The organism is Photorhabdus viridis (genome assembly GCF_040256935.1).
GTDB classification, from domain to species: Bacteria; Pseudomonadota; Gammaproteobacteria; order Enterobacterales; family Enterobacteriaceae; genus Photorhabdus; species Photorhabdus viridis.
Genome location: NZ_JBEJZY010000010.1, coordinates 24,791 through 42,773, shown reverse-complemented (window position 1 = coordinate 42,773; position 17,983 = coordinate 24,791). Strand labels below are relative to the sequence as shown.

Below are 17,983 nucleotides of genomic sequence, written 5' to 3'. Positions count from 1 at the left end.
AAAACGCCATGAGCGACGACCATTCTTCAAGTAACGATAACCCTGGCCCTAAGAAAGGGTTTTTTACACTTCTTCTTAACCAGCTCTTTCACGGCGAGCCAAAAAGCCGTGATGAACTGGTGGAGCTGATCCGTGACTCTGAACAAAACGATCTGATTGATCCTGATACCCGCGATATGCTCGAAGGGGTCATGGATATTTCCGATCAACGTGTCCGCGATATCATGATCCCCCGTTCCCAAATCGTTACCTTAAAACGTAATCAAACCCTGGACGAATGTCTGGATGTGATTATCGATTCGGCTCATTCACGTTTCCCTGTGATCAGCGAAGACAAAGATCACATTGAAGGAATTTTAATGGCAAAAGACTTGTTGCCATTTATGCGCACCGATGCCCCACCATTCAGCATAGATAAAGTTCTGCGTCAGGCTGTTGTTGTACCTGAAAGTAAGCGGGTTGACCGCATGCTGAAAGAGTTCCGTTCTCTGCGTTATCATATGGCAATCGTCATTGATGAATTTGGTGGTGTATCGGGTCTGGTCACTATCGAAGATATTCTTGAACTGATCGTCGGTGAAATTGAAGACGAATACGATGAAGAAGAAGATGTCGATATTCGGGCCTTGGGCCGTCATACCTATACGGTGAGAGCGCTAACCCAGATTGAAGACTTTAATGAAGCCTTTGGTACCCAATTCAGCGATGAGGAAGTGGATACTATTGGTGGTCTGGTTATGCAGGCATTCGGTCACTTACCCGCCAGAGGGGAGTCTGTTGATATCAACGGTTATCTCTTCAAAGTTGCTATGTCCGATAGCCGGAGAATCATTCAGGTTCATGTTACGATACCGGACGATGCGCCAATGCCTAACCTCGAAGAAGAATAGGATCGGGATGAACAAAGTCTCATTACTAAATTGCCAGCGGCTTCGCTCTTTGCTGGCACTATCTTTCGGAGCCAGTGGAACACTGGCTTTTTCACCTTTTGGCTTCTGGCCTGCCGCTATTATCTCCTTATTTGGGCTACAACTTCTGACTTTAAACAGAACAGTCCGGCAAGCAGCATTTATTGCTTTTTTCTGGGGGCTTGGTCTGTTTGGCACAGGTATAAACTGGGTGTATGTCAGCATTGCCAATTTTGGGGGCATGCCAACCGCTGTTAATATTCTACTGGTCATATTACTTGCTGCCTATCTCTCACTCTATCCTGCTTTATTTGCTGGCTTACTCAACCGTTTTTTCGCAAAGACGAATGGGTTGAGACTCGCGGTAGCAGCACCTGCATTATGGCAACTCACCGAATTCCTGCGTGGTTGGGTTCTGACCGGTTTTCCCTGGCTACAATTCGGCTATAGCCAGTTAGATGGCCCAATGGAAGCCATTGCACCTATCTTAGGTGTTGAAGCCATCACTTTCCTGTTAATGGCTATCAGCGGGTTGTTAGTTCTGGCTATCACGCACCGAAAAATTGTCGCTGGTATTATCGCTATCGCCATTCTGCTATTACCGTGGCCAATGCGCCATTATCAGTGGTACAACCTATTGTCTGAAAAAGCGGTTGATGTGGCGCTGGTTCAGGGAAACATCCCACAATCCCTAAAATGGGACCCAAAAATGCTCAGTGAAACTCTGGATATCTATATGGGTAACAGCCTGCCATACATCGGTAAAATACCGATAATCATCTGGCCGGAATCTGCAATTCCTTCACTGGAAAGTTACCAACGTAATTTTCTGGCAAAATTGGATATGCTATTACGCAATCAGCACACCAGCCTTATTACCGGCATTGTTGATGAAAGAGCGGTTGATAGTAGCTATAAGACCTACAACAGCTTGATTGTTCTGGGTGATAAAATACCTTATCAATATCCCGCAGCCATTCGCTACGATAAATATCATCTGGTACCATTCGGCGAGTTTGTTCCTCTAGAATCTCTGCTCCGACCTCTGGCGCCATTCTTTAATTTGCCAATGTCTTCATTCAGCCGTGGTAACTACACTCAACCACAACTTTCTGTTGCCGGATATAATCTGACCGCCGCCATTTGTTATGAAATTATACTTGGTGAGCAAGTTCGTGCTAATTTCAAACCGGATACTGAATTCTTGCTGACTGTTTCCAACGATGCCTGGTTTGGTCACTCCATCGGCCCTTGGCAGCATTTCCAAATGGCACGCATGCGTTCCCTCGAATTAGGACGCCCATTGTTACGTGGTACAAATAATGGCATTACAGCCGTTATCGGCCCAGATGGGAAAGTGCAGGCAGCACTCCCACAATTTACCCGTAATGTTTTAGAAGTTAAGGTGACACCCGCAACCGGGATAACACCATATGCACGCTGGGGTAACTGGCCAGTATGGGGAATCACGATATTGTTTACCCTATTTGCACTGATCTATAACCGCCGGCAATCTTGATCCAAATATCCATACAAACAAAAAGGGAGCAAAATGGCTCCCTTATATCACGCAGAAACAAATTAACTTTCAATCCATTTTTTCATTCAATCGATAGAAAAAAACAAAGGAGCAACAAGTTATGCAAGCAAACCGTCCGCGGCCAGCGGAAATTTCACCAGAACTTTATAGCGCGATAGCCAAGGTCGATGAATTAACTTATAAATCAACCCTCGGTAAAGAGCTTATCGAACTCATCAAGGTAAGAGCTTCTCAAATCAATGGCTGTGCCTTTTGTCTTAATATGCATTCCAAAGCGGCCCGTAAAGCAGGAAGCAGCGAGCAAAAACTCTACCTCCTGAGCGCCTGGAAAGAAGCCGCTATTTTCACATCACGGGAACGTGCCGCTTTAGGCTGGACAGATGTTTTATCCCGGATTGCCGAAATTGAGGCAAATGATGAACATTACACCCCATTATTGGCTGAATTTGATGAAAAAGAGATTGTCGATTTGACGTTATTGATCGGCCTTATCAATCTCTGGAATCGTCTGGCAATTGGTATGAAATATACTTTGCCCAATCCCACCATTGACCCCTCCTGATACAATCCGGCATGGTTATTCTGTAATAACTCCAAATAACTGTCACCAATAGTTAACCATGCCAATTCTCAATGATTGACGTTACAAAAATAATCTAACCAAATGATTTATTGGCATTAATTTTATCCCTCCTTATTACTTTGGCACGTTAATTGCTTTTATCTCTATGAATAAAAAGGGAAATACCTGTTTCACTAATAAAAACGGGAAAGTGCACCAAAAAAGTGATAATCACACACCTTAATTGTGCAAAATAAGTAGGATTGTTCATTTATAGTGCGAGACAGCTCCCGAAATGGAAACAATTCATTTTCATTCCCTAACCATTTTGTACTATTTTTTAACACCATATATACATATAACAGCAAATGATCCTTGATTAAAAACAAATCACAGAGAGACTTTTGCAAACATGACATCGCAAACGATAATCACATCGAAGGAGTTGTATATGCGAATGCGTAACCTAGTATTAACCATAATGTTACTTGGCGTGGCAGGTGCTGCTCAAGCCGAAGAATTAACGGGAACATTGAAAAAGATTAAAGATGATGGCGTGATCATTGTGGGACATCGTGAATCCTCCGTGCCTTTTTCTTACTACGATAATCAACAAAAAGTCGTCGGCTACTCACAGGATTATTCCAATCTGATTGTTGAATCCATAAAGAAGAAACTGGACATGCCAAATCTTCAAGTAAAATTGATACCAGTGACTTCTCAAAATCGTATTCCACTGCTACAAAATGGGACTTATGATTTCGAATGTGGCTCCACTACCAATAACCCTGAGCGCCAGAAACAAGCTACCTTCTCTAATTCCATCTTTATTGTTGGTACTCGTTTGCTGACTAAAAAAGATTCCGGCGTAAAAGATTTCCCAGATTTAGTTGGTAAAAACGTTGTTGTCACCTCCGGTACGACTTCTGAAATATTGCTGAATAAACTCAATGATGAGAAAAACATGAAAATGCGTATCATCAGCGCAAAAGATCATGGTGACGCATTCCGTACCTTGGAATCCGGCCGCGCAGTGGCCTTTATGATGGATGATGCTCTATTAGCTGGTGAACGCGCGAAAGCGAAAAAGCCCGCTCAGTGGGAGATTGTGGGTAAAGCTCAATCTAAAGAAGCTTACGGTTGCATATTACGCAAAGACGATCTTGAGTTCAAAAAGCTGATCGATGAAACCATTATTCAGGCACAAGCCTCCGGCATAGCAGAGAAATCATTTGAGCTCTGGTTCAAACACCCGATTCCTCCCAAGAATCTGAACTTGAACTTCTCTTTGTCTGATGAAATGAAAGAACTATTTAAATCGCCGAATGATAAGGCACTTAACTAAATATATAATTAAAAAAATGACAATTTGATTGGCATCACAGGGTGCGAGGTAGCCGTTCCCTACCTCGCTTTTTTTTCTCGGCCAATCAAGTGTTTTCAAGGGATCAAGCCATACCCTTGCAGGGAGTATTATTATGTCAATTAATTGGAACTGGGACATCTTTTTGCAAGCTGCCCCTTTTGGCAATACCACTTATCTCGGCTGGTTGATAGCCGGATTTCAAGTGACAATTGCCTTGTCTATCTGTGCCTGGATTATCGCTTTCGTTGTCGGTTCATTCTTCGGCATCTTACGCACTGTTCCCAATAAAATATTATCTGGGATAGGTACCTGTTATGTTGAACTTTTTCGTAACGTACCATTGATTGTTCAATTTTTCACCTGGTATCTGGTTATGCCTGAGCTGTTGCCGGAAAAAATCAGTATATGGTTTAAAATTGAACTGGATCCTAACATCCAGTTTTTTATTTCGTCCACTATCTGCTTAGGTCTTTTCACCGCTGCACGTGTGTGTGAGCAGGTTCGGGCTGCCATACAATCATTACCACGCGGTCAGAAAGCAGCGGGGTTGGCAATGGGGTTAACCCTGCCGCAAACCTATCGCTACGTCCTGCTGCCAAATGCTTACCGGGTCATCATTCCACCAATGACTTCAGAAATGATGAATCTGGTAAAAAATTCCGCTATCGCCTCCACTATTGGCCTCGTGGATATGGCGGCACAGGCAGGTAAATTACTCGACTACTCAGCACATGCTTATGAGTCATTTACTGCTATCACACTGGCCTATATCGGAATCAATCTGGTGATTATGCTTGCCATGCACTTGCTTGAGAAGAAAGTGCGTTTACCGGGTAATATTGGAGGTCAATAAATGTACGAGTTTGACTGGAGTTCTATTGTTCCCAGTATCCCTTTTCTGCTGCAAGGCTTAGTCATTACAGCAAAAATCACCATTATTGCTATCGTTATCGGTATCCTTTGGGGAACTGTACTGGCCGTTATGCGCCTCTCTTCTGTCAAGGCCCTGAGCTGGTTTGCAACTTTATATGTCAATCTGTTCCGTTCTGTACCATTGGTTATGGTACTGTTATGGTTCTATTTGATTGTACCCAGCCTATTGCAAGATGTTCTGGGAATTTCACCCAAAACAGATATTCGTTTAATTTCCGCAATGGTCGCGTTTGCATTTTTCGAAGCAGCTTACTATTCAGAAATTATTCGGGCGGGCATTCAGAGTATTTCCCGCGGGCAATCTTCAGCGGCATTGGCATTGGGTATGACGTCAATGCAAAGTATGAGACTAGTGATCTTGCCTCAGGCATTCCGTGCAATGACCCCGCTATTACTGACACAGGGGATTGTGCTGTTTCAAGACACCTCACTGGTGTATGTACTCAGCTTAGCGGACTTTTTCCGTACTGCGGCAAATATCGGTGAGCGTGATGGTACTCAGGTTGAAATGATCCTGTTTGCTGGTTTTATCTATTTTATTATTAGTTTTGCCGCATCTATGCTGGTTAACTATTTGAAGAAAAGGACTGTTTGATGATCTCCCTGAAAAATGTATCCAAATGGTATGGCCAATTTCAGGTTCTTGCTGACTGCTCAACTGAAGTTAAAAAAGGTGAAGTCGTTGTGGTCTGTGGCCCATCTGGCTCCGGCAAATCAACCCTGATAAAGACGGTCAATGGCCTGGAATCCATCCAACAGGGTGAAATTCTGGTTAATGACATTAAAGTCAATGACAAAAACACCAATCTAGCGCAATTACGTTCAAAAGTCGGTATGGTGTTCCAGCACTTTGAGCTGTTTCCACACCTCTCCATCATTGAGAATCTTACTCTGGCTCAGGTTAAAGTGCTTAACCGTGATAAAAAAGCGGCAGAAGAAAAAGGGCTGAAACTGCTTGAGCGTGTCGGGCTTGCCAGTCAGGCCAACAAATTCCCGTCACAACTTTCCGGTGGTCAGCAACAACGCGTGGCAATCGCCCGTGCACTTTGTATGGACCCTATTGCCATGCTGTTCGACGAACCCACTTCCGCACTCGACCCTGAAATGATCAATGAAGTACTCGATGTCATGGTTAAGCTGGCAGACGAAGGCATGACTATGATGGTTGTTACCCACGAAATGGGTTTTGCCCGTAAAGTAGCCAATCGGGTTATCTTTATGGATGAAGGCAAAATTGTTGAAGACAGCAAGAAAGAAGATTTCTTTGCCAATCCAAAATCGGATCGCGCCAAAGAGTTTCTGGCTAAAATTCTTCATTAGTATTATCTCACTTCCGGTGGTGGCGCCTGTCGCCGCCGGATTTTCCCTCAGAACCCCTGTTGCTCGCGTATCAAATCAGATATGCTATGCCGACCTCATATTTCACCAACTAAATGATTGCTACAAGCGTAGCTTTTTACTCACCATAGGATCATCGGTGTCATGCAAGAACAATACCGTCCAGAAGATATAGAGCCGCAAGTTCAGCTTCACTGGCAAGAGAAGCAAACTTTTAAAGTGACAGAAGACAACAGCAAAGAAAAATATTACTGCCTGTCCATGCTACCTTACCCTTCTGGCCGACTACACATGGGTCACGTACGTAACTACACTATTGGTGATGTTATCTCCCGCTACCAGCGTATGCTTGGCAAAAATGTCCTGCAACCTATTGGCTGGGATGCATTTGGCCTACCCGCAGAAGGCGCAGCGGTAAAAAATAACACCGCGCCGGCTCCATGGACCTATGCCAACATCGAATATATGAAAGGCCAGTTGAAAACACTGGGTTTTGGTTACGACTGGGATCGTGAAGTCACTACCTGTACGCCTGAATATTACCGTTGGGAACAGTGGTTTTTCACTAAACTGTATGAAAAGGGCTTGGTTTATAAAAAAACCTCCGCAGTTAACTGGTGCCCCCACGATCTGACCGTTTTGGCAAATGAGCAAGTGGTTGACGGCTGCTGCTGGCGTTGTGACACCAAAGTTGAACGTAAAGAGATTCCACAGTGGTTTATCAAAATCACTGATTATGCCGAGGAGTTGCTAAACGATTTGGATACACTGGAAGAGTGGCCTGAGCAGGTCAAAACCATGCAACGCAACTGGATTGGTCGCTCTGAAGGTGTAGAAATTACTTTTGATGTGGCTGGCAGTCAGGAGAAACTGACCGTCTATACCACCCGCCCTGATACATTCCTGGGCGCCACTTATGTCGCGGTTGCCGCAGGTCATCCTCTGGCAAAACAAGCAACAGAAAACAACCCTGAACTGACCGCTTTCATTAATGAGTGCCGTAACACCAAAGTTGCTGAAGCAGATATGGCGACAATGGATAAAAAAGGCATGGCAACCGGCATGTTTGCTATTCATCCATTAACCAAAGAGAAAGTGGCAATCTGGGTTGCAAACTTTGTTTTGATGGAATACGGCACCGGTGCTGTCATGGCAGTTCCTGGTCACGACCAACGCGACTGGGAATTTGCGACAAAATATAACCTGCCAATCAAAGCGGTTATTCTGGACAGTGAAGGCAACGAACCGAATGTTCATGAAGCACCAGTGACAGACAAGAATGTCCTGTTTAACTCCGGAGAATTCAGCGCCCTGAATCACAAAGCTGGTTTCAACGCCATTGCTGATAAACTGGTCGAAATGGGCGTAGGTAAACGTAAAGTCAACTATCGCCTGCGTGATTGGGGAGTTTCCCGCCAGCGTTATTGGGGTGCTCCTATTCCAATGGCAACGCTGGAAGATGGTACCGTTGTTCCGGCTCCAGAAGATCAACTGCCGGTTATTCTGCCGGAAGATGTCACCATGAATGGTATCACCAGCCCGATTAAAGCTGATCCTGAATGGGCGAAAACCACTATCAACGGTCAGCCAGCGCTGCGTGAAACAGATACCTTCGATACCTTTATGGAATCTTCCTGGTACTACGCTCGTTACACCTGTCCAGAATATGACAAAGGTATGCTTGATCCGGCTGCGGCTAACTACTGGCTGCCAGTTGATCAATATATCGGTGGTATCGAACACGCTATCATGCACCTGATGTATTTCCGTTTCTTCCACAAGCTGATGCGTGACGCTGGTATGGTCAATTCTAATGAGCCTGCAAAACGTCTGCTGTGCCAGGGAATGGTTCTGGCCGATGCTTTCTATCATATTGGCAAGAATGGCGAAAAAGTTTGGATTTCCCCAGCTGATGCCCTTGTTGAACGTGATGATAAAGGTCGTATCATCAAGGCGACAGACAGAGAAGGCCACGAGCTGGTTTACACCGGCATGAGCAAAATGTCTAAATCCAAAAACAACGGTATTGATCCACAATTGATGGTGGAAAAATACGGTGCCGATACCGTCCGCCTGTTTATGATGTTCGCTGCTCCACCAGAATTGACTCTGGAATGGCAAGAGTCCAGTGTTGAAGGAGCAAACCGCTTCCTGAAACGTATATGGCGCCTAGTTTATGAACATAGCAGTAAAGGAGCAACTCAGCCGCTGGAGATCACAAATCTGACCGTGGAACAGAAAGATCTGTTCCGTGATCTGCACAAAACCATCGCTAAAGTTACCGATGATGTCGGTCGCCGTCAGGCATTCAACACGGCCATCGCTGCCGTGATGGAATTGATGAATAAACTGACTCGCGCACCACAGGAAACAGAGCAAGATCGCGCTCTGATGCAGGAAGCGCTGTTGGCGGTTGTCCGTATGTTGTCACCAATCACGCCTCACGCTTGTTTTACTATGTGGCAAGCTCTGGGCGGTGAAGGTGATATCGATACGGCTGACTGGCCGCAAGCTGATGAGCAAGCAATGGTTGATGACACCAAACTGGTAGTCATTCAAGTTAACGGTAAAGTACGTGGTCGTGTTACTGTACCGGCAGATTCTACTAAAGAATATGTTCATAATATGGCAGTAAAAGAGTATGGAGTGGCGAGATACCTTGAAAGCGTCACTATTCGTAAGGTCATTTATGTACCAGGCAAACTGCTGAATCTGGTCGTCGGCTGATAAAGGAGGCAATGTGCGGCATCGTATTTTAACGTTGTTGCTGGGGCTAGCGGTATTAGTCACCGCTGGCTGCGGTTTTCATCTGCGCGGTACCACTCAGGTACCACCGGAGCTCAAAAAGCTGCAATTAACAGGCAGTGATCCATATGGACCTCTGACCCGTTCTGTTCGCCAACAACTTCGTCTGAATAACGTCACTATTCTTGAGAATGGTAGCGCCGAAATCCCTATTCTGAGGCTAATCGGTTCTTCTGAAAATAAAGACACCGTTTCCGTTTTCCAGGATGGTAAGGCTGCTGAACGCCAACTAACACTGTATGTCGATGCACAGGTTATTATGCCAAACGGTAGCATTTACCCGCTTCGATCCAGAGTTGACCGTTCTTTCTTCGACAACCCGTTAGAAGCACTGGCAAAAGATGCTGAAAACGAGATGATCAATCAAGAAATGCGCGAGCAAGCTGCACGTCAGTTAGTTCGCCAGTTACTGACTGTTCACAGTGCAGAAAAACAGAAAGTCAGAGAAAAACAAGCGGAACAGCAAACTGCGCAAGCACAATGATCAAACTCTATCCCGAACAACTGATTTCGCAGCTCAATGAAGGGCTGCGAAACTGTTATCTGATATGGGGCAATGAACCCCTGCTATTACAGGAAAGCCAGGATCATATTCGCAAGGCGGCTGAACAGCACTCTTTCACTGAACACTTCACTTATACTCTGGATAATCATACCGAATGGGATGAAGTATTCAGTGTTTGCCAATCATTAAGCCTGTTTGCTAGTCGTCAAACACTCACTTTACTGTTGCCGGAAAATGGCCCTAATACAGTAATGGCTGAACAACTGGTAAAACTGGCGGAATTACTTCATCCGGATATACTGCTGATATTGCGCGGTTTAAAATTGACTAAAGCTCAGGAGAATAGTAGCTGGTTTAAAACATTAGGGAGAAACGGTGTTTACATCAGTTGTCAAACGCCCGAATTGAACCGCCTGCCTCAATGGGTCGCGCAACGAGCCAAAGTCATGAAATTGACTCTGGAAGAGCAAGCCAATCAACTGCTGTGTTACTGCTATGAAGGAAACTTATTAGCGCTGACTCAGGCTCTTGAGCGGCTCTTCCTGCTATATCCAGATGGTAAACTGACCTTACACCGTATTGAAAATGCAGTGAATGACGCGGCTCACTTTACACCTTATCACTGGGTAGACTCTCTATTATCAGGTAAGGCAAAACGAGCCTGGCATATTCTGAAACAGTTACAACAGGAAGATTGTGAGGCCGTTATTCTGTTACGTACCCTACAACGTGAATTACTGCTGCTACTTACACTAAAGCGCCAAAGCACCACAACTGCTATAAAAATTCTGTTAGATCAATATCGAATATGGCAAAACCGCCGTCCGTTACTAACAAATGCACTACAACGCTTAACTCAGCATGATTTACAGCTGGCAGTCCATTTACTTGTACAAATGGAACTCCGGGTGAAACAAGATTACGGTCAGTCCGTTTGGCCAGATTTAGAAACAATTTCCATGTTGTTATGTGGGAAAACATTACCTGAGAGCTTTTTTAATGTCTCACGCCATTGATTCTCTTTGTCCGACACATCCCGTTATTCAGGCATTATTTGGTGGAACATTTGATCCAATTCATTATGGACACCTGCATCCAGTTGAAGCCCTGGCACATCAAACTGGCCTAAAGCAAGTGATTCTACTGCCAAATCATATCCCTCCCCACCGCCCACAGCCAGAAGCCACCGCGCAACAACGGCTTGAAATGGTTCGGCTGGCAGTACAGGGCAATCCTCTATTCACCATTGATACCCGTGAACTGGAGCGTACCACCCCATCGTACACAATTGATACGTTGGAATCATTCCGTCAAGAGTTTGGTGAAAATCAACCACTGGCATTTATAATCGGCCAAGACGCTTTGTTATCACTACATACCTGGCACCGCTGGCAAGAACTGCTGAATATCTGCCATTTGCTAGTTTGTGCTCGTCCCAGTTATCAAACCCAGCTTTCTACAATCGAAATGCAGCAATGGCTTACCCAACATCAAATCGACGATCCCGCTCTGCTTAGTAGCAAACCTAACGGTTATATCTATCTGGCAAATACGCCATTGTTACGTATCTCAGCAACAGATATTCGGCAACGTCACCAGCAAGGGCTAAGTTATGATGATTTGTTACCCCCTTCAGTACAAAAGTATATAGATTCACAGGGGTTATATCGCCAATAGCGAAATCTGCCCCGATTAGTCACTTAGTTGGCTTACCCTTAAGTGACCTGGCATGCTATTATTCCGCACTATTTGCTCAATTTTAATAAAAAATAAGGATGAACCTTTTGCAAGGTAAAGAACTCCAACAGTTTGTTATTGATAAACTTGAAGACTCCAAAGCACAGGATATTATTTCTCTGGATGTTCACGGGAAATCTAGCATTACCGATTGCATGATTATCTGCACCGGAACCTCCAACCGCCATCTGATGTCTATCGCAGACAATCTGGTTGGTGACTGTCGTGCGAGTGGTTTGACTCCACTTGGTGTTGAGGGACAGGGCATATCTGACTGGATTGTCGTAGACCTTGGTGAAGTGATTGTACATGTGATGCAAGAAGAGAGTCGACGCATGTATGAACTTGAAAAGCTTTGGAGCTGAGTTTGAAGCTGCAATTAGTCGCTGTAGGTACAAAAATGCCGGACTGGATACAGGCCGGCTTTATGGATTATTTGCGCCGTTTTCCAAAAGACATGCCATTTGATCTGGTAGAAATTCCGGCTGGAAAACGAGGCAAAAACGCGGATATTAAACGCATTCTGGAAAGAGAAGGAGAACAAATGCTGGCTGCTGTCGGCAAAAGCAACCGTATTGTTACTCTGGATATTCCTGGTTCCCGTTGGGAAACACCTCAACTGGCGCAACAGCTTGAACATTGGAAACAGGATGGCAGAGATGTCAGTTTGCTGATCGGCGGGCCAGAAGGTCTTGCGCCGGCATGTAAAGCTGCCGCAGAACAGAGCTGGTCACTGTCGCCACTGACCTTGCCCCATCCTTTAGTCCGGGTTTTAGTTGCAGAAAGCCTGTACCGGGCATGGAGTATTACCACCAATCATCCCTATCATCGGGAATAATTTGGTTACCAACGGATAAAGCGAATTCTGGCAATGGGATGAAAAATAAACGTACCCCTTTTCGTGATTACACGGCTGAATCAGCCCTGTTTGCCCGCCGCGCATTGGTGGCGTTTATTGTTATCTTGGTACTGACGGGTGTCTTGGTTGCCAATCTTTATCATTTACAAATCACCCGCCACGAAGACTACCAAACACGCTCAAACGAAAACCGTATTAAACTGGTTCCAATCGCGCCAAGTCGGGGTATTATTTATGATCGTAAAGGCACACCATTGGCACTTAACCGAACAATTTACCAGTTGGAAATCGTACCTGAAAAGGTAGAACATCTTGAGCAAACACTAAATGATTTACGGGATGTTATCGATCTGACTGACGAAGACATTGCCAACTTTGGAAAAGAACGTAAGCGCTCACGCCGCTTTACCTCTATCCCATTGAAAACGTCGCTTGATCATATTCAAGTGGCGCGTTTTGCTGTTAACCAGTACCGTTTTCCCGGCCTTGAAATAAAAGGCTATCAACGCCGTTTCTATCCTTATGGTTCAGCATTGACTCATATCATTGGCTATGTCGCTAAAATTAACGATAAAGATGTGGAACGGCTGGATAAAGAAGGGATTTTACCCAATTATGCAGCCACCCATGATATCGGCAAGCTGGGTATTGAACGTTATTATGAGTCTATTTTACATGGCAGAACCGGTTATGAAGAAGTTGAAGTCAATAATCGTGGCCGTGTGATACGTCAATTACATGAACAACCGCCGCAGGCCGGACAGGATATTTACCTGACTATCGATCTTGAATTGCAGATCTATATTGAGAAACTTCTCACAACCAGCCGGGCCGCTGTCGTGGTCAGTGATCCAAGGAATGGGGAAATTCTGGCCCTGGTATCTAACCCTAGTTATGACCCAAACCTGTTCGTAAACGGTATCTCCAATAAGAACTATCAGGAATTATTAAACAACCCTGACCGACCGCTTATTAATCGTGCGACCCAAGGGATCTATCCTCCGGCTTCAACCGTTAAACCTTTCATTACCGTTGCAGCACTCAGCACAAGCATTATCAATAAAAATACAACCATTTTTGATCCGGGCTGGTGGCAATTGCCAGGTTCAGAAAAACGCTATCGTGACTGGAAACGCTGGGGGCATGGTAGTCTCAATGCATATAAAGCCATTGTGGAATCTGCCGATACTTTCTTCTATCAAGTTGCCTATGATATGGGCATTGATCGTCTGTCTGAGTGGATGACCAAATTTGGTTATGGGGAATACACCGGAATCGACCTGGCTGAAGAACGTACAGGGATAATGCCAACCCGAGAGTGGAAGCAAAGAAAATATAAAAAACCCTGGTATCAGGGAGATACTATTCCTGTGGGTATCGGCCAGGGATACTGGACAGCAACCCCCATTCAAATGGTCAAGGCGCTGACAACCTTAATTAACGACGGTAATGTGAAAACGCCGCATCTGTTACTGGGTAAAAAGTTGAAAGGTGAAATGATCCCTTATCAACAAACGAAAAATATTCAGATTGGTGATATCCATTCAGGGTACTGGGAACTGGCGAAAAGTGGCATGTATGGTGTTGCTAACCTGCCAAATGGTACCGGACACAAGAGTTTTATCGGCACACCGTATAAAGCAGCCGTTAAATCAGGAACAGCACAGGTCTATAGTTATGAAACTTACAATGCCAGTAAAATTGCTGAACATTTACGGGATCACAAACTGATGATTGCTTTCGCCCCTTATGAGAATCCGACGGTAGCCCTTTCCATTATTTTAGAGAATGGTGGTGCAGGTCCGGCAGTGGGAACTCTTGTCCGCCAGATCCTCGACCATGTACAGTTAGGGGATAACAATACAATATTACCGGATGCTGCCCCTGCACCACCCGGAACAGAAAGTGACTGAACAACACCATGACAGAAAACCAGAAAAAGGTTCCTCTCTGGACCAGATTACATATCGACCCGCCATTGCTGCTGTGCATTCTGGCACTACTGGTATACAGCGCTTTTGTTATGTGGAGCGCCAGCGGCCAAGATATGGGGATGATGGAGCGCAGAATCGGCCAAATTGGCGCCGGATTTGTTGTTATGATCATTATGGCGCAGATCCCACCAAGAGTTTATGAAAGTTGGGCGCCTTATCTATATATTGTTTGTGTCATTTTACTGATTTTCGTCGATGCTTTCGGCCAGATCAGTAAAGGGGCACAGCGCTGGCTTGATCTGGGGATCATCCGTTTCCAACCTTCTGAAATTGCCAAAATCGCAGTACCACTGATGATTGCCCGTTTTATGAACCGCGATTTATGTCCGCCATCGCTGAAAAATACCACTATCGCTTTAATGCTGATTTTTCTACCCACTTTACTGGTCGCCGCCCAACCAGACCTGGGTACTTCAATTCTAGTCGCGGCTTCCGGTCTGTTTGTCCTGTTCCTTGCCGGAATGAGCTGGCGGCTGATTAGTATTGCTGCTCTGCTATTAGCCTGTTTTATCCCTATCTTGTGGTTCTTTCTGATGCATGGATACCAACGTGATCGCGTAATGATGTTACTTGATCCAGAAACTGACCCATTGGGTAAGGGTTATCACATCATTCAATCGAAAATCGCTATTGGCTCCGGAGGCTTATCAGGTAAAGGCTGGTTGTTCGGGACACAATCTCAGCTGGAATTTCTTCCTGAACGCCATACAGACTTCATATTTGCCGTGCTATCGGAAGAGCTTGGCTTGATTGGCGTGCTACTGTTATTAACATTATATTTGTTATTAATTATGCGCGGGCTGGTTATCGCAACCAGAGCACAGAATACTTTTGGCCGGGTCATGGTTGGCGGCCTGATGCTGATCTTGTTTGTTTATATCTTCGTAAATATCGGCATGGTGAGCGGTATCCTGCCTGTGGTAGGGGTTCCTCTGCCATTTGTTAGTTATGGCGGTTCAGCATTGATCGTCTTAATGGCTGGTTTCGGAATTATAATGTCGATTCACACTCACAGAAAATTATTATCTAAAAGTTTATAGAGAAGAGGTTTCAATGCGTCAACACTGGATTATACTCGGCATGATTGTGGCTTCATTATCCGGCTGTACCACTCCTGACGAGCAAAAATCTTCCCCGTCACCGGCAGTACCAACGCAGGATGTTCTGGGCGCCGAGCCTCATTATGAGCCTTATCACCCCAGCGCCAATAATGATTATCAGATGAACGGACATATTTATCATATTGTTCAAGACCCATCTCAGTTCAGTGAAACGGGTTATGCCAGTTGGTATAGCGCAGAATCCAGCGGCAAAATGACAGCGATTGGTGAACGTTTCAATCCTTATGCTCTGACGGCAGCCCACCCTACTCTGCCAATTCCGAGTTATGTCCGTGTGACCAACTTGAGTAATGGCCGTATGATGGTTGTCAGAATCAATGATCGTGGTCCTTATAAACAGGGGCGGATTATCGATCTGTCAAAAGCTTCTGCTGAACGCCTGAACCTGACTCAAAGTACCAAAGTTAAGATTGATTTTATTCAGGTTGCCCAAGATGGTTCTTTATCTGGTCCCGGTACTGTCGGCAGCCAGATAGTTAAACAGAGTTATGCGCTACCCGGCAGGCCAGTTTTAACAACAGGGCCACTGGGAACACCAACAATGGAGAATATTCCCGATCAAACGGGCAGCCAGCCTTTGGCAAATCAACCAGTGGAGCAGACACAACCGTTGACGATACAGCCGGAAGTCACTGGGCAACTGCCTACAATGAAGTTACAACCGCCTAAACCTGTAACAAACAGTATATCAACAACGACTGCATCATCCCCTTCAACAAATGGTTTTATGGTCCAGGTTGGTGCGGTTAGCAGTGAACAACGGGCAAAGGAGTGGCAACAAACCCTGGAACAACGCTTTAATGTTCAAGGACGAATAACCCAATATAGCAACGTTTATCGTGTACAATTGGGGCCATTCAACAATCGCCAGCAAGCTACCGATTTACAACAGAAGCTGGCTGATCAAATACAACAATCTTCCTTTATCGTCAGCCCTTAATTGTTCGCTTGCTGATATCGGGCTTTAACACTGATATCAGCAAGCGAGGTAAAAAAATGTAAACCTGTTGCTTGTTAAAATTTGCCAATGTCAGTATTTTTTTTCATTTGCTATGATGTGGCCCGATATCAACCTTTTCTCACGGATGTTGTCCAACCGACCATGAAATATACAACCACTTCTCGTTTTATAAAAAGTGCCACCTTGGGTATTGCGCTGGCAATAAGTGCTTCTGCCTTTGCCGATGGGAACGATGTAAACCTGAAAACGATGATCCCAGGCGTGCCCCAAATTGATGCTGAAGCTTATATTCTTATCGACTATAACTCAGGCAAAGTTCTGGCTGAGATGAACGCGGACGCACACCGTGATCCTGCTAGTTTGACAAAAATGATGACCAGTTACGTTATTGGTCAGACAATCAAATCAGGCAAAATCGGCCCAAATGATATGGTCACTGTTGGCACTGATGCATGGGCAACAGGTAATCCGGTATTTAAAGGTTCCTCCCTGATGTTCCTCAAACCAGGAGATCAGGTCTCAGTTTCTATGTTATCCCGCGGTATAAACCTGCAATCCGGTAATGATGCCTGTGTTGCAATGGCGGATTATGTTGCCGGCAGCCAAGAGTCTTTCGTTAATCTAATGAACGGCTATGCAAAATCCCTTGGCTTACAGAATACACATTTCAAAACAGTTCATGGTCTGGATGCGGAAGGCCAATACAGCTCTGCCCGTGATATGGCGCTGATTGGTCAGGCCCTGATCCGCGATGTTCCTGAAGAGTATGCTATCTATAAAGAGAAAGAATTTACCTATAATAATATCCGTCAAACAAACCGAAACGGCTTATTGTGGGATAAAAGCCTGAATGTAGATGGTATAAAAACCGGCCACACGAATGCCGCAGGCTATAATCTGGTCGCTTCTGCAACGGAAGGCGATATGCGTCTGATTTCTGCGGTATTAGGCGGCCATACTTATAAGGGTCGTGAAACAGAAAGTAAGAAACTGCTAACTTGGGGGTTCCGTTTCTTTGAAACCGTCGCGCCACTGAAAGCTGGCAAAGAATTCGCTTCTGAACCGGTTTGGTTCGGAGACAACGATAGGGTTCAGCTAGGCGTTGATAAAGATGTTTATCTAACTATTCCCCGTGGCCGTCTGAAAGATTTGAAAGCCAGTTATGTCATGAATAATACTGAATTACATGCACCGTTAGCGAAAAGTCAGGTCGTCGGTACCATCAATTTTCAACTTGATGGCAAGACTGTTGAACAACGCCCATTAGTCATCATGAATGAAGTGAAAGAAGGCAGCATCTTCAGCCGTTTTATCGATTACATCAAACTGCTATTTCATCATTGGTTTGGCTAAT

The 17,983-nt window shown here is 45.0% G+C and carries 17 protein-coding genes; all 17 read left to right on the top strand.

Annotated elements, in window-relative coordinates; all coding sequences use genetic code 11:
- Positions 1-8: 8 nt before the first annotated feature.
- Positions 9-890 carry a CNNM family magnesium/cobalt transport protein CorC gene (gene corC, locus ABR397_RS05800; RefSeq protein WP_350304881.1) on the top strand — a complete coding sequence of 294 codons (882 nt, stop codon included), beginning with the start codon at positions 9-11 and terminating at the stop codon, positions 888-890.
- Positions 891-897: 7 nt separating this feature from the next.
- On the top strand, positions 898-2,427 hold the full coding sequence (gene lnt, locus ABR397_RS05795; protein ID WP_350304880.1) for an apolipoprotein N-acyltransferase: 1,530 nt from the start codon (positions 898-900) through the stop codon (positions 2,425-2,427).
- Positions 2,428-2,548: 121 nt separating this feature from the next.
- Complete coding sequence (locus tag ABR397_RS05790; RefSeq protein WP_350304879.1) at positions 2,549-3,010, top strand: carboxymuconolactone decarboxylase family protein; 462 nt, start codon at positions 2,549-2,551, stop codon at positions 3,008-3,010.
- A gap of 451 nt (positions 3,011-3,461) precedes the next feature.
- Positions 3,462-4,355, top strand: coding sequence for an amino acid ABC transporter substrate-binding protein (locus ABR397_RS05785; RefSeq protein ID WP_350304878.1), 894 nt, complete (start codon positions 3,462-3,464; stop codon positions 4,353-4,355).
- 133 nt (positions 4,356-4,488) lie between these two features.
- A complete protein-coding gene (locus ABR397_RS05780) occupies positions 4,489-5,229 on the top strand; it encodes an amino acid ABC transporter permease (protein WP_021323056.1) in 741 nt (246 codons plus the stop codon).
- Entirely contained in the window at positions 5,230-5,904 is a 675-nt protein-coding gene (gene gltK, locus ABR397_RS05775) for a glutamate/aspartate ABC transporter permease GltK (RefSeq protein WP_021323057.1), read from the top strand.
- Positions 5,904-6,629 (top strand): amino acid ABC transporter ATP-binding protein, encoded by a 726-nt coding sequence (locus ABR397_RS05770; protein WP_350304877.1) that lies wholly within the window; start codon positions 5,904-5,906, stop codon positions 6,627-6,629. Before gltK ends, ABR397_RS05770 begins: the two co-directional genes overlap by 1 nt.
- A gap of 162 nt (positions 6,630-6,791) precedes the next feature.
- Entirely contained in the window at positions 6,792-9,374 is a 2,583-nt protein-coding gene (gene leuS, locus ABR397_RS05765) for a leucine--tRNA ligase (protein ID WP_350304876.1), read from the top strand.
- A gap of 13 nt (positions 9,375-9,387) precedes the next feature.
- Positions 9,388-9,936, top strand: a complete 549-nt coding sequence (lptE, locus tag ABR397_RS05760; RefSeq protein WP_350304875.1) for an LPS assembly lipoprotein LptE — start codon at positions 9,388-9,390, stop codon at positions 9,934-9,936.
- The gene (holA, locus tag ABR397_RS05755) at positions 9,933-10,973 is read left to right on the top strand and encodes a DNA polymerase III subunit delta (RefSeq protein ID WP_350304874.1); all 1,041 of its coding nucleotides are present in this window, start codon (positions 9,933-9,935) and stop codon (positions 10,971-10,973) included. The genes lptE and holA overlap by 4 nt, the downstream gene beginning before the upstream one ends.
- The gene (nadD, locus tag ABR397_RS05750; RefSeq protein WP_350304873.1) at positions 10,957-11,634 is read left to right on the top strand and encodes a nicotinate-nucleotide adenylyltransferase; all 678 of its coding nucleotides are present in this window, start codon (positions 10,957-10,959) and stop codon (positions 11,632-11,634) included. The genes holA and nadD overlap by 17 nt, the downstream gene beginning before the upstream one ends.
- 98 nt (positions 11,635-11,732) lie before the next feature.
- On the top strand, positions 11,733-12,059 hold the full coding sequence (gene rsfS, locus ABR397_RS05745) for a ribosome silencing factor (RefSeq protein ID WP_350304872.1): 327 nt from the start codon (positions 11,733-11,735) through the stop codon (positions 12,057-12,059).
- Positions 12,060-12,061: 2 nt separating this feature from the next.
- The gene (rlmH, locus tag ABR397_RS05740) at positions 12,062-12,532 is read left to right on the top strand and encodes a 23S rRNA (pseudouridine(1915)-N(3))-methyltransferase RlmH (RefSeq protein ID WP_350304871.1); all 471 of its coding nucleotides are present in this window, start codon (positions 12,062-12,064) and stop codon (positions 12,530-12,532) included.
- Between the two features lie 38 nt (positions 12,533-12,570).
- A complete protein-coding gene (mrdA, locus tag ABR397_RS05735) occupies positions 12,571-14,466 on the top strand; it encodes a peptidoglycan DD-transpeptidase MrdA (RefSeq protein WP_350304870.1) in 1,896 nt (631 codons plus the stop codon).
- Between the two features lie 8 nt (positions 14,467-14,474).
- Entirely contained in the window at positions 14,475-15,587 is a 1,113-nt protein-coding gene (gene mrdB / locus ABR397_RS05730) for a peptidoglycan glycosyltransferase MrdB (protein WP_350304869.1), read from the top strand.
- A gap of 13 nt (positions 15,588-15,600) precedes the next feature.
- Positions 15,601-16,608, top strand: coding sequence for an endolytic peptidoglycan transglycosylase RlpA (rlpA, locus tag ABR397_RS05725; RefSeq protein WP_350304868.1), 1,008 nt, complete (start codon positions 15,601-15,603; stop codon positions 16,606-16,608).
- A 162-nt stretch (positions 16,609-16,770) separates the two neighbouring features.
- A complete protein-coding gene (dacA, locus tag ABR397_RS05720; RefSeq protein WP_350304867.1) occupies positions 16,771-17,982 on the top strand; it encodes a D-alanyl-D-alanine carboxypeptidase DacA in 1,212 nt (403 codons plus the stop codon).
- Position 17,983 lies beyond the last annotated feature (1 nt).